The organism is Pseudoalteromonas sp. MB47 (assembly GCF_011319765.1).
Taxonomy (GTDB): domain Bacteria; phylum Pseudomonadota; class Gammaproteobacteria; order Enterobacterales; family Alteromonadaceae; genus Pseudoalteromonas; species Pseudoalteromonas simplex.
Window position 1 is genome coordinate 1 of sequence record NZ_VFBD01000012.1, and the last position, 12,432, is coordinate 12,432.

The 12,432-nt window shown below is 42.1% G+C and carries 11 protein-coding genes, 3 tRNA genes and 2 rRNA genes; 10 read left to right on the top strand and 6 right to left on the bottom strand.

Annotated elements, in window-relative coordinates:
* A 23S ribosomal RNA gene (locus IMPJCBKJ_RS07645) occupies positions 1-431 on the top strand; the annotation flags it as partial.
* 126 nt (positions 432-557) lie between these two features.
* A 5S ribosomal RNA gene (gene rrf, locus IMPJCBKJ_RS07650) occupies positions 558-672 on the top strand.
* Positions 673-1,051: 379 nt separating this feature from the next.
* Here rrf and IMPJCBKJ_RS07655 read toward each other — a convergent pair.
* From IMPJCBKJ_RS07655 to uvrD, 4 genes are all read right to left on the bottom strand, one after another.
* The gene (locus IMPJCBKJ_RS07655; RefSeq protein ID WP_138619624.1) at positions 1,052-1,900 is read right to left on the bottom strand and encodes a CZB domain-containing protein; all 849 of its coding nucleotides are present in this window, start codon (positions 1,898-1,900) and stop codon (positions 1,052-1,054) included.
* 72 nt (positions 1,901-1,972) lie between these two features.
* The gene (locus IMPJCBKJ_RS07660) at positions 1,973-3,094 is read right to left on the bottom strand and encodes an ABC transporter substrate-binding protein (RefSeq protein WP_138602663.1); all 1,122 of its coding nucleotides are present in this window, start codon (positions 3,092-3,094) and stop codon (positions 1,973-1,975) included.
* Positions 3,057-5,126: a GNAT family N-acetyltransferase gene (locus tag IMPJCBKJ_RS07665; protein ID WP_166339656.1), complete on the bottom strand. Its 2,070-nt coding sequence runs from the start codon at positions 5,124-5,126 to the stop codon at positions 3,057-3,059. The genes IMPJCBKJ_RS07660 and IMPJCBKJ_RS07665 overlap by 38 nt, the downstream gene beginning before the upstream one ends.
* Positions 5,104-7,269, bottom strand: a complete 2,166-nt coding sequence (gene uvrD / locus IMPJCBKJ_RS07670) for a DNA helicase II (protein WP_138602659.1) — start codon at positions 7,267-7,269, stop codon at positions 5,104-5,106. The genes IMPJCBKJ_RS07665 and uvrD overlap by 23 nt, the downstream gene beginning before the upstream one ends.
* 259 nt (positions 7,270-7,528) lie before the next feature.
* On the opposite strand from uvrD, the gene IMPJCBKJ_RS07675 reads away from it, so the two are divergent.
* Positions 7,529-7,753 carry a hypothetical protein gene (locus tag IMPJCBKJ_RS07675; RefSeq protein WP_054554878.1) on the top strand — a complete coding sequence of 75 codons (225 nt, stop codon included), beginning with the start codon at positions 7,529-7,531 and terminating at the stop codon, positions 7,751-7,753.
* Positions 7,754-7,875: 122 nt separating this feature from the next.
* Positions 7,876-8,244 carry a YacL family protein gene (locus IMPJCBKJ_RS07680; RefSeq protein WP_138602657.1) on the top strand — a complete coding sequence of 123 codons (369 nt, stop codon included), beginning with the start codon at positions 7,876-7,878 and terminating at the stop codon, positions 8,242-8,244.
* A gap of 32 nt (positions 8,245-8,276) precedes the next feature.
* On the opposite strand, the gene IMPJCBKJ_RS07685 is transcribed toward IMPJCBKJ_RS07680, so the two are convergent.
* Positions 8,277-8,906, bottom strand: coding sequence for a peroxiredoxin-like family protein (locus tag IMPJCBKJ_RS07685; RefSeq protein WP_054554876.1), 630 nt, complete (start codon positions 8,904-8,906; stop codon positions 8,277-8,279).
* Positions 8,907-9,026: 120 nt separating this feature from the next.
* On the opposite strand from IMPJCBKJ_RS07685, the gene IMPJCBKJ_RS07690 reads away from it, so the two are divergent.
* On the top strand, positions 9,027-9,647 hold the full coding sequence (locus IMPJCBKJ_RS07690; RefSeq protein WP_138619627.1) for a dUTP diphosphatase: 621 nt from the start codon (positions 9,027-9,029) through the stop codon (positions 9,645-9,647).
* Here IMPJCBKJ_RS07690 and yrfG read toward each other — a convergent pair whose 3' ends face one another.
* On the bottom strand, positions 9,648-10,304 hold the full coding sequence (gene yrfG, locus IMPJCBKJ_RS07695) for a GMP/IMP nucleotidase (protein WP_054554874.1): 657 nt from the start codon (positions 10,302-10,304) through the stop codon (positions 9,648-9,650).
* 61 nt (positions 10,305-10,365) lie between these two features.
* On the opposite strand from yrfG, the gene nudE reads away from it, so the two are divergent.
* The 5 genes from nudE to IMPJCBKJ_RS07720 all read left to right on the top strand — a co-directional run bounded on the left by nudE (position 10,366) and on the right by IMPJCBKJ_RS07720 (position 12,306).
* Positions 10,366-10,938 carry an ADP compounds hydrolase NudE gene (gene nudE / locus IMPJCBKJ_RS07700; RefSeq protein WP_206004150.1) on the top strand — a complete coding sequence of 191 codons (573 nt, stop codon included), beginning with the start codon at positions 10,366-10,368 and terminating at the stop codon, positions 10,936-10,938.
* Positions 10,931-11,728 carry a 3'(2'),5'-bisphosphate nucleotidase CysQ gene (cysQ, locus tag IMPJCBKJ_RS07705; RefSeq protein WP_054554872.1) on the top strand — a complete coding sequence of 266 codons (798 nt, stop codon included), beginning with the start codon at positions 10,931-10,933 and terminating at the stop codon, positions 11,726-11,728. The genes nudE and cysQ overlap by 8 nt, the downstream gene beginning before the upstream one ends.
* Before the next feature lie 240 nt (positions 11,729-11,968).
* A tRNA-Met gene (locus IMPJCBKJ_RS07710) sits at positions 11,969-12,045 on the top strand.
* Positions 12,046-12,089: 44 nt separating this feature from the next.
* Positions 12,090-12,166: transfer RNA gene (locus IMPJCBKJ_RS07715), tRNA-Met, on the top strand.
* Positions 12,167-12,229: 63 nt separating this feature from the next.
* A tRNA-Met gene (locus IMPJCBKJ_RS07720) sits at positions 12,230-12,306 on the top strand.
* Positions 12,307-12,432 lie beyond the last annotated feature (126 nt).

Here is a 12,432-nt window from a genome sequence, read left to right on the forward strand (position 1 = left end):
TCATATCGACGGCGGTGTTTGGCACCTCGATGTCGGCTCATCACATCCTGGGGCTGAAGTCGGTCCCAAGGGTATGGCTGTTCGCCATTTAAAGTGGTACGCGAGCTGGGTTTAGAACGTCGTGAGACAGTTCGGTCCCTATCTGCCGTGGGCGTTTGAGAATTGAGAGGGGTTGCTCCTAGTACGAGAGGACCGGAGTGAACGAACCGCTGGTGTTCGGGTTGTCATGCCAATGGCACTGCCCGGTAGCTACGTTCGGAACTGATAAGCGCTGAAAGCATCTAAGCGCGAAGCAGGCCTCGAGATGAGTTCTCACTAGACTTTTAAAGTCTCTGAAGGGCCGTTGAAGACTACAACGTTGATAGGCAGGATGTGGAAGTGGTGTGAGCCATTAAGCTAACCTGTACTAATTACCCGTGAGGCTTAACCATACAACGCCAAACGCGTTTTATGACAGCGTAACAGACAGAAGTTAAGTTACTAAAGTAGACATTTACTTGATATCAGAATTCCAGATTTATTAATTTGCTCAAAAGAGCGAATTAAAACCAAATTTGCTTGGTGACAATAGCGTTTTGGACCCACCTGACCCCATGCCGAACTCAGTAGTGAAACGAAACAGCGCCGATGATAGTGTAGCAGCTGCTATGTGAAAGTAGGTCATCGCCAGGCTCCAAATTAAAGAAAGCCCGATTCGAAAGAGTCGGGCTTTTTTGCGTTTTGAGCTGTCAGCTTTCAGCCGTCAGACTTCAGTTGAACTGCGGGGTTGCCCTGTACAAAGTCACCCTCAGCAACAAAACCCCGTAGGCACTTCAGTGCCGAATCTAGACCATAACAAACACATTCATGGCTGAAGCCATTCCTAAAAGTACACTTTGTCTAGAACCTAGAACCTCCGGCAGAGGGAGGCGCAGCCCCAAACATCCACACCGGGCGGCTGAACGCTGAGGGCTGAAAGCTGATAGCTCTGCGATGTGTTGGGTTTCGCTCCGCTCTACCCAACCTACGCCAGAACTTAACACTTTACCCTTTCAAACTTGCTAACTAGCGGCTAAAAAAGCCCATATTCTTCGGTTTCTTCTGCTTCGTGGCGCATGAGGTGTTCTGGGCGGAAGATGGCGCTTGGGTCTAATAGTAAGCTGTGTTTATGCTTCATTTTAATTAGCCCGCGCATCATGTTTTTAGTTTGTGGGTCAACATCAAAACCAACAGAGGTAAGCTGCTCTAAAGGTTTGATATCTTCTTTCTTAACATTAATATTGTCTTCGACTTTATCGACCAGAAGCCCTATATGAGGTGTTACACCGTCTTTAGTTGTAAAAATGATGATTGGCTTGTAATCAAGGCTTATCTGCTCTCGGGCCGATTCAAACAACCGGTTTAGCTGATTAAGAGTTTGTCGTTTTTTTTCTTCAAATAAAATAATTACAGAATCTTTTGACTGTGTTTTCCGTACTTCTAGAAGTTCGCTAGCCATAACATGTAGTGCATGGTAGGGCTTTTCAAGTTTGGCAACAATGCTCTTAAGATCTTCATTATCAGTCTCGAAATCTTTGTACCAGCGACTAAATGAGGACTTACTTGGATCTAGCGAATTTGTGAAGGATGTTCCAGTAGATAGGTTGTTTTCTAATACATTAAGCCATTCTAAGTGCTCTTTTTCTCTTTCAACTAATAATTCTGAAAGCGCGGCATTTACTTCGTATGTTGACCTGTTATTTAAAACTACCCCCAAATCAAATATGGGGGTCGGCGTGTCCATATAATCTTTGACCCCGATAAAGCTCTTATTTTCATTGGGCAATGACGTTAAATTACCCTCATAACGTTCAGTTAGAAGAATATCAAGAATTTTTAATGAAATGGTCTTGTGCCCAACTCGGAAATTAATCAGATCCATATTTCCCTCAAAGCCTTGTTAAGTCTTTATAGCATAGAACATTATTATGTTTTTAGTGATGGATTTACAAAATTACTTTTTGAAATAGGAGCGGTAGATTTTTTTATTATTTCCAGCACTATGACTATTAAATAAATCAGCGAATTCAGATGTGTCAGTGAAGAGGTGAGTTAGCTCGGTCAGCAGACATTGATTGTTTAGAGGCGTTGGGCATTTTTGGGCAGCGCTAACCAATGCTACGGCATTCAAATAACCTTCAAATATAATTCTATTCGCACTCGTGTGATAAGGCTCGATATCTTCAATAAACTGCTTACACCAAGGGTTTTTACAGTTATTAGGGTCGGGTACCACTTCAGTGACCATAATGTTGGCGGGCTGTTTCACTCGCTGATATAAATCATGGCTCGAAACGAAAGACACCGAAGTATAGTCTGGGTTGAAGTTTTGTTTGTTTGCTGCATTAATGAATTCAGCGAGAGGCTCGTAAGTGCCGACTAAACAAATTGCGGTTGCTTTACTTTCTTTTAGAAGCGCTAAAGCTTTTGAAATATCATCACTATTGCGCTTAAACCGAGCGACTTCTACAGGTTTAATACCATGTATTTTTAATGCATTAACAAGGTTGTTTTCTACCATATAGCCAAACTCATCGGCTTGGATCATCAAGCCAATTTTTTCATGCTTACGCTCTTTCACGAAATAATTAATTTGCTCTATGGCTTCATCTTGGTAGCTCGCACGAAGATTAAATACATTTGGCATTGAGCTATTATGTAAAAAATCAGCGCCTGTAAATGGCATTAGAAATGGAATGCGGTGCCTATCCAGAATAGGTTTAATTGCATGGGCTGTTGGTGTGCCCATAGAGCCAAAAATTGCATGGATCTTTTGATCAAATAAAAACTCGCGAGTATTCACTACGGTATTTTTTGGCTCATAACCATCATCAGCTAAAATCAGATCGATACTTTGCCCATTAATACCGTTTTCTTTGTTGATTTTATTAAAGTAAATATTACTGCCAAGCGCCAGTTGTTCGCCTATTTGCTTTGCGGGTCCAGTGAGCGCAGTGGACATGCCGAGTTTAATGGTAGGCTGTGCGTGTTCAGCTAAAGCTATCTGAGGTAGTAGCAAGGTACAAATACATAAACACTTAATGGCTGTGATTTTGAAGTGATTTATAGTGAGCATACCAACCTTGCACTGCGGTTTTGAACTGTGACTCTAAGTCTTTTTTACCTGTAAAACCGGCTTCTTCGATTAAGCTATTTACAGAGGTTTGCTGTAATACTAGTCGAATAAGGATGAACTTTGTATGTTCATCTAATAAATTTAGACTAATTGGTGTGCTCCAAAGTATTTGCCATAGCAATGGCTGTACTTGGAAGAGGTTAATATCACCAGTTAACAGCCGCTCAGCTCTTGCATCTAAGGCAGAAGATAGATCACTTTTTGGTAAGCCTTTGAATAGCTCTGCAATAAGCTGCCAAGGAAGTGAGTTAAAGTGATCAAGGAGTTGCAAAGAGAAATCTTGCTTAAACTCTTCTATTAACAGTGCTGCGCTATCTGTCGTTTGCTTATCTAATGCTTTAACCACTAAGGCAGCATGTTCTGCCGTTGCTTTGTCATGACTAAATCCAAGCTTAACAACGTTGAAGCCATTACTTTGCCAAAACTTAATTAATGTCGCATTTGCGCCAAAGCTAGCACCAAAATAACTACAATTGCTTAATTGGCTTTCGCAGTGGTTTAACAGGGCTGAGCCTATACCTTGCTGATGACATTCAGGTGCAACAGCTATTCTCACGACTCTCGCTGAGTGTTTACACAAATCTTCTGTTTTTCGGCTTAATTGAGTCAGAGTTTGCGCCATTAAATGACCATGTGGCCGACGCTTTCCTCTTATAACCTGCTCTGCAATCTCAGGCGTTAAGCCACCCTCAATAGCAATTAAGCAAACGGCTTTTAATGCATTTTCTTGTTTGCAGATAGATAGCTGTAGCTCTGGGGCATCAAGCAATTGGCGTAAGTCGTTTACCGTGGTTTGATAATGAGCCAACGCCAATAGCGCCATAATTTGGCTAAGCAACTGCTCATCATCAATGAGTTGCTCTTTGCTTATGCTTTCGAATTGATATGACTCTTTACTCTGCGTTTCTAGATATTTTGCATCAAGTAATAGTAGTTCACGTAGGCTATTTTCTAGGGGGTCATACTTGGCGAAACGAACAGGTTCATCCAAAGTAATTGCCTTTAGCGATTTAAATTGGCTACGTAAGGAATGTAAAAAACGTAACGTGTAACCACGCCCATTTCCTTCATAACCAACCATAGTGCTGGCAAATACGATCCGTGGATAACTTTTTAGTATCTCTAATAGCATAGGAACCGGAATCGCTGCTGCTTCGTCGACAAATAACAGATCGCAATCAGGTTTTTCATGTAGCAGTGTATCTGGCGCAATATAGCTAAGGTTAGCTAGTTGCTTACAGTTTTGCTCTTTGCTAACACCAAGCTCAGCGGCTAAATGCTTAAAGCTTGTTTGTACGGCTTTGGCTTGGGTGGCGCAAATTAGGATTCTTTTATCTTGAAGATTTGCTGCTGCAAGCCCTAAAGCGGCTGACTTACCACGACCTCGGTCTGCACTGATCACAAAAGGGCGATTAGCGCGCCCTGTTGCGGTTTTAATAATTTGCTCAACACATGCTTGTTGTTGCTGATAATTTATCTCAGCAGTTGCTGGCGAAATAGATTGGTAAGCAGGAGGCGAGTGCTTAGTAAAATAATGTGGCTGCAATTTTAGCTTGGCGAAAAAGCGCTGATTAAAAAAGCTGTGTTTAATTGCTTCGCCATAAGAGGTAATACTTGTGAGTGCTGGGTCTTGCCAGTTATTATCATCGGGCAGCAGTAATATAAGTACACCACCAGCTTTTACGGTACCGGCAAGCGCGGCTAGTTTATCGGCATATAAACCGCTAAAACCATCAAAAATTGCGTGTTGAAACTCTTGACCAAGAATCTGGTGAGCATGTTTTGGGAACTCACTATTTGCTAATAATGAGCTGCTACTGAAAACATAGGTATTTTTTAGCGCTAATTGGTTTGCAAACTGATAGCACCAAGTTTCGCTGCCTTGCACAATGACAAGCTGGCGATGCTTTGCAATCACCAGCTCATTACATAGCGCTGTTATATACTCATTATAAGGCTTGAAGTCTTGCATACTGTGTTACAAGCCATTTACTGCCTAGATCATCAAAGTTCACTTGAATACGTGACTGTGCGCCGCTGCCTTCGTAATTGAGTACGGTTCCTGCACCGAACTTAGCGTGTAATACGCGCTGTCCTAAGTTAAAGCCGCTATCTTCAAATGCGGCATGTGTTACTGATGGACTAAAACGACCTGCCGCAGGTGGCCTTGAAACCTGTGTTTTAATACGAATTTCTTCGATACAGTCTTCAGGCATTTCGCGTAAAAAGCGTGATGGGCTGTGGTATTTTTCTTGTCCGTATAAACGGCGGCTTTCTGCGTGGCTAATATATAGTTTTTCCATCGCGCGAGTCATGCCAACATAACATAAGCGACGTTCTTCTTCTAAACGACCAGACTCTTCATTACTTTGTTGTGATGGGAACATGCCCTCTTCAACACCCACCATAAATACCAGCGGGAATTCTAGGCCTTTTGCTGAGTGCAGTGTCATCATTTGCACCGCGTCTTCGTGCTCATCAGCTTGACCTTCGCCAGATTCTAGAGAGGTATATGCCAAAAAGCCTTGCAGTGGTGAGCTGAACTCTTCATCTTCAGGGAGTTCGTATTGACCACAAGCACTAATAAGCTCTTCTAAGTTTTCTACGCGGGCACGGCCTTTTTCACCTTTTTCAGCTTGATACATTGCCATTAACCCCGAGCTTTGAATGGTGTATTTCGCTTGCTCTTCTAGGGTGAGATCGCTGATTTTATCTTCGATATGCTCAACAAGTTCTAAGAATTTTGTCACGGCACTTGCTGCACGGCCAGATAAGTGCTGCTGCTCGATAATAGCTTTAGCGGCATACCAAAGTGGCAATGACTCATTGCGCGCGCAATCACGAATGTGGCTTAGTGTTTTATCACCAATGCCGCGAGCAGGGGTGTTAATAACGCGCTCGAAAGCCGCATCATCTTGACGGTTACCAACTAAACGTAAATACGAAAGTGCATCTTTGATCTCTTGGCGCTCGAAGAAGCGCATACCGCCGTAAATACGGTATTTTAAACCTTCTTGTAGCATTGCTTCTTCGAGTACACGAGATTGCGCATTGTTACGGTATAAAATCGCGGCGTCTTGTAATGCATTACCTGCATTTAGCCAGCTACGTAGTTTGCTGCTAACAAAGCGCGCTTCGTCTAATTCATTAAACGCAGCGTAAACTGAAATCGGCTCACCATCATTGCCGTCTGTCCACAGGCTTTTGCCCATGCGTTCAGCATTGTTTTTGATCAGCGCGTTTGAAGCTTTCAAAATTGTTGCCGTTGAACGGTAATTTTGTTCAAGGCGAATGGTTTCGGCTTCGAAGTCAGTTAAAAAGCGTTTGATATTCTCAATTTTTGCGCCACGCCAGCCATAGATACTTTGGTCATCATCACCTACGATCATAATACTGTTGGTGTTACCTGCGAGTAATTTTAACCAAGCGTACTGAATCGTATTGGTATCCTGGAACTCGTCTACCAGCATATGGGCAAAACGCTGTTGATAGTGGCGTAAAAGTGTTGGGTGGTTTTTAAGTACTTCGTAGCAGCGCAGCAGTATTTCTGCAAAGTCGACTAAACCTGCACGGTCACAAGCCTCTTGATATGCAGCATAGACTTTTAGCATCATTTGCTCATTAATATCGTAGGCTTGAATGTCTTTAGGTCGCAGACCTTCATCTTTTTTCGCGCTGATATACCAACCAAATTGTTTTGCTGGCCACTTTTTATCATCGATGTTCATCGCTTTAAGTAAGCGTTTGATCATACGTTGTTGATCGTCAGAATCTAAAATTTGAAAGCTTTCAGGCAAGTTCGCTTCACGGTGATGGGCGCGCAGAATACGATGAGATAAGCCGTGGAAGGTACCAATCCACATACCGCCAACAGGTGCTTTTAAGGTTTCTTCTACACGAGTGCGCATTTCTTTTGCGGCTTTATTTGTGAAGGTTACCGCAAAGATGCTGTATGCAGAAGCTTGCTCAACTTGCATGAGCCATGCGATGCGATGAACAAGTACTCGAGTTTTACCAGAACCTGCACCTGCAAGTACTAGCATATTTTGCAATGGGGCTGCGACTGCATCCCGTTGTTTGTCATTTAAGCCATCGAGTAATTCAGAAACGTCCATCGTTACGCCTTTTCAATCTATAATGGGTGGAGTATAACAGGTGTTTATGCAAGGCTAAATAAAATACTGTTTTTATAAACAGCTATTTTGGCAAGTCATTAAAATTGAAGTATAAAAATTGTGAATTTGACCGATTTTTAGCAAAAAAAACTAAAATCAAAATAACGCTACTTTTTAACACTTTGATTTGTAAGCCATAATAAGTTGGCATAAAGTGTGTTTACTAAAAGTATAATCATTAAAAACTACAGAGGTTAGTATGGCAGAGCAAGGTTCTGGCGGTAATGTAATCGCAGCAATATGTAATATCTTTTTTCCTGGTTTAGGGCAATTGGTACAAGGCCGTTTAATGGCGGCTATTGCATTCTTTTTAGCATGGGTTATCAGTGGGGCACTAATTTACGTTGCAGTTGGCTTTATTCTACTGCCAATCGTATACCTATGGGCGATTATTGATGCTGCGCGCTTCAAATCGCGACTCTAGCTATTTTAAATAGCATAAACACGAGCGCCCCGTTGGCGCTCGTGCTGATTTAAGACTACAAAACTCGCCACGTTTAGCTGCAAACGGTATAATTAGCAGATAACGTATTAAGAGTACCCTCCATGGAATATCAATTTATCCGCGATCCTATTAGCGGTTTACGCATTAAAATCTCCTCTGAACATGCCGTCATAGGCCGTTGGCTAAACGAAGAAATCGGTAAAGAAAAAATCGCGATGGTACAAGCATTAATCTCCGCGGTTAAGAGCAGTCATGAGCCTTTAACCTTACAAGGTCAAGAAATTGATTTGATCTTAAGTAAAGACGAAGCGCTATTCGAAGCACATGCGTTACATCAAGACAACGAAGACTTAGTTGCCTACCAAGATGATGATTTAATGCTTGAAGAAGAAGGCTTGTGTAGTGGCTGTGGTTTTGAAGACTTTGTTGATTTAATTGAATCTTGGCAAGAATTTACACAAGGCCGATAAGCAGAAGCATATTCTGCTTATCGGTTGCTAATTTATTGCTCGCTCACTGATTTAACAGCCGCTAGTAATAAATCTTCTGTTAAGCGTACTTTGTAATTTGGGTTGGCGTATTGAAAATTAACTAACCCATTAGTGTCTATAACAAACACTGCAGGTACGGGTAACGCTACTTTCACTTCGCCCTCTAACGAGACAAAGTTAACCCCAAGTTTGTTGCGGTAAATCTTTGCTGTTTTGTCATCTAAGTAAAACGCTAAACCTAACTTTTGTGCCAACAAAAGGCTGTCGTCAGACAATAATTGATAGTTTGGTGAAGTAATTTTTGATTCAGCGAGCTTTTCAGGACTATCTGGCGAAACGGCAATTATCTGTGCTCCTAAATCCGCTAGCTCTTTCTCAATTTTTTGGACATTGGCCAATTGCTTTGAACAATATGGGCACCAGCCACCACGATAAACAATGAGCACAGTCGTTTTTTCTTTAAAACGCTCAGCGAGTGAGACGGTTTTACCGTATTGATCTTTTAACTCAATATTTGGCACTGCTAAGCCGGGTAATAATGGGCTAACTTGCTCTGCTGATTCGGCAATATTGGTTGCAGTCGCAGCAATAACTTGGCTTGATAGTACAAATAGTGCACTAATGAGTAGAGATTTAAACATGGGTTTCCTCGGTTATTTTTATCAACTGCAAAGCAGACCTGATCATATGTGTTTTTATTTCATCAATGACAAAATTATCTGTAGTATATACATAATTGAAAATGCAAGTTGGGATAAAGAATGTCTGCTAATTTACAAAAACTCGTTGTTATGCTCGAGATGCAAAATGCGATGAATACTAAAGTTCATGAGCAATGGTTTAGCCAAGGTTTTGAATGGTATCGTGCAATTTGGGTTGAGTGTGCTGAAATGCTTGACCACTACGGCTGGAAGTGGTGGAAAAAACAAACCCCAGATACAGAACAAGTTATTTTAGAGTTAGTTGATATTTTCCATTTTGGTTTATCTTTACGTATTGATGGTGAAACCAGCTATGAGCAGTTAGCTGCACAACTAGAAGCTGAGTTAAGTGCGCCAGTTCAGGCAGATGACTTTAAACAAACACTCGAAGTGTTAGCTGGGTCAGCAGTCGCTGAAAAGAGTTTTAATGCAGCCGCATTTGCAGGTTGTATGGCGCAAATTGGTATGGATATCGATGACTTATACCGTGGCTATGTTGGTAAAAATACCTTGAACTTCTTCCGCCAAGATCATGGCTACAAAGATGGTAGTTATATCAAAGTGTGGAATGGCCAAGAAGATAACGAGCACTTAGTTGAAGTGGTAAAAAGCCTAGATACAGAGCATGCAGATTTTGCAAAACTTGTATACCAAGGCTTAGAGCAGCGTTACCCGAAGTAATTATTTAACGGGTATAAACTCGCGAAAATCGATGGTCGATAAAAAGCCATCGAACTGTTTATGCGGTTGCTGACTATCAGGGTTGGCAACCGCAAGTATATGACCAATACCAAACTCTTTTGCCGCATCTAGCACGGCGGGGCTATCATCCACAAATAAAGTCCGTTCCTTATCAAACTGCCATTCTTGATGTACTTGTTGCCATAATGGTTGATGCTCTTTACTCACGCCATATTGGTGAGTTGAGATCACCCCATCTAAGTAATTATCGATAGCAGTGTGTTCGAACTTTAACATGGCACAATCTGGGTGCGCGTTAGTAAGCATGATCAATTGCTTGCCTGCTTTTCTAAGCTCAGTTAAGAACGGCGGAACATCTTCACGAATTCTGATTAAATGTTGAATGTCACGTTTCAGTGCCATAATTGGTAAATCAAGTTGCTGCTGCCAATAATCTAAACAGTACCAATTAATTTGTCCGTGAACTTGTTGATAACGATGTAAAATGTCAGCTTTTGCTGCGTCTAAACTGATTTTATGTTTACGCGCATATTGCTCGGGAATAACGGTTAGCCAAAAGTAATTATCAAAATGCAAATCAAGTAGGGTGCCATCCATATCTAACAACACAGTATCGATTTTTGACCAATTTAACATAGGCAATTCACTTTAAAAGATTTATGATGAGCATAACTGCCATGATAGCAAATTAATGCCAATGACACAGAAAAAGCATCCTACACCACCGCAAATTTTGTCTAATGAAGTTGTCGCTAAAAGTCGACTATTTACTGTTGAGTCTCTCGAATTGAAGTTTTCAAATGATGAACAAAGGCAATACGAAAGAATTCGTGGCGGTGGCAGAGGTGCAGTGATGATAGTGCCAGTAACGGCCGATAACGAACTGTTATTAGTGCGAGAGTATTGTGCAGGCACCAATGATTATCAGTTGGGTTTTCCAAAGGGCTTAATTGATCCAGGTGAAACACCACAGCAAGCTGCAGACCGGGAGCTGAAAGAAGAAGTTGGTTTTGGTGCTAAGCATTTCGCTGAACTAAAAAAAGTCAGCATGGCGCCAAGTTACTTTAATGCCACGATGCATATTTTGTATGCTGAAGATCTCTACCCTGAAGCCTTACCTGGTGATGAGCCAGAACCGCTTGTCGTTGTAAAATGGCCAATAACTGATTGGCAATCATTATTGCAACAAGAAGACTTTACTGAAGCACGAAGTGTCGCAGCTTTGCTATTATTAACAAAGTACTTAGAGTCGGGAGCGGGCAATGAATGATTTTTTAGAACCGTGTATTCGGTTAGCTGAGCAAGCAGGCGATGCCATTATGGCCATTTATCAGCAGGATGATATTGGTGCTGAGCAAAAGTCAGATCATACTCCGGTCACCAAGGCTGACTTAGCATCAAATGATGTATTAATGGCGGGTTTGAAGAGCATAGCCCCCGATATTCCAATTATGTCAGAAGAAACCCCGATCCCAGCGCTGGCAGATAGAAAAGATTGGCACCGTTATTGGTTGCTTGATCCTATGGATGGTACCGGGGAGTTTATACTTGAAAGCGGTGATTTTGCCGTCAATATCGCTTTAGTTGAAAATAATCGCCCAGTGCTGGGTGTTATTCATTGGCCAGCGAAACAAGTGACTTATTTTGCAAGTTATCAAAATGGCGCATTTAAACGTGAAAATGGCCAAGATCAACAAATTTCAGTAGCAACACCCGATAATTTAACCTTAGCAGTAAGCCGCAGGCAAAAAATTGAAGCGGTCAGTCAGTATTTAAACACTCAGTTTGCGACAGTAGCATTAGGCTCATGCTCATTAAAAGCCTGTATTATTGCAGAGGGTAAAGCTGATTGCTTTTTACGTATCGGACCAACTGGTGAGTGGGATACTGGTGCGTCACAAGTGATTGTTGAAGAGGCCGGTGGCTGCATTACCGATGCTGAATTCAATCCGTTAACTTACAATCAACGAGAAAGCACAGAAAACCCCGATTTTATCGTGATGGGTCACCCCGATTGGGAGTGGCAAAAAATGATTAGTCCTCATCAGCGTGCATTTTAACTTTGTTTTGTGTGCTTTTTGTTCGCTTGAGTTAAATTTGTCACTATAACCCTTGATTTCTAATCTTATTGCTATATGATAGCGCTCTCTCTGAAACAGGGCGTCGTTAACATGCTCATGTTACCTAGAGATTACAGGCGCGGGATGGAGCAGAATGATAAATCATTCGTCGGACTCGCTAATACCTGAAGTCGAAGGTCGTCGGTTTAAATCCGGCTTCTGGGACTCTAAACATACAGGCGCGGGATGGAGCAGCCTGGTAGCTCGTCGGGCTCATAACCCGAAGGTCGTCGGTTCAAATCCGGCTCCCGCAACCAACTTCTTAAATTAAGTGAGAAGTAAAATAAACTTAATATTCAGGCGCGGGATGGAGCAGCCTGGTAGCTCGTCGGGCTCATAACCCGAAGGTCGTCGGTTCAAATCCGGCTCCCGCAACCAATTCTCTGAATTGGAAGCCAAGTTGTCATGTAAAGCAACTTTAAATAAATCTACAATTTCAGGCGCGGGATGGAGCAGCCTGGTAGCTCGTCGGGCTCATAACCCGAAGGTCGTCGGTTCAAATCCGGCTCCCGCAACCAACTGAAATTGAAGATTAAAATTAAATGAATTTGATAAGTAGGCACGCGAAAGCGTGTTTTTTTATGCCTGAAATTCAGGTTCAGAGCCGAAGGTCGTCGGTTCGCTCTCAAAATTCACAGCTCCCG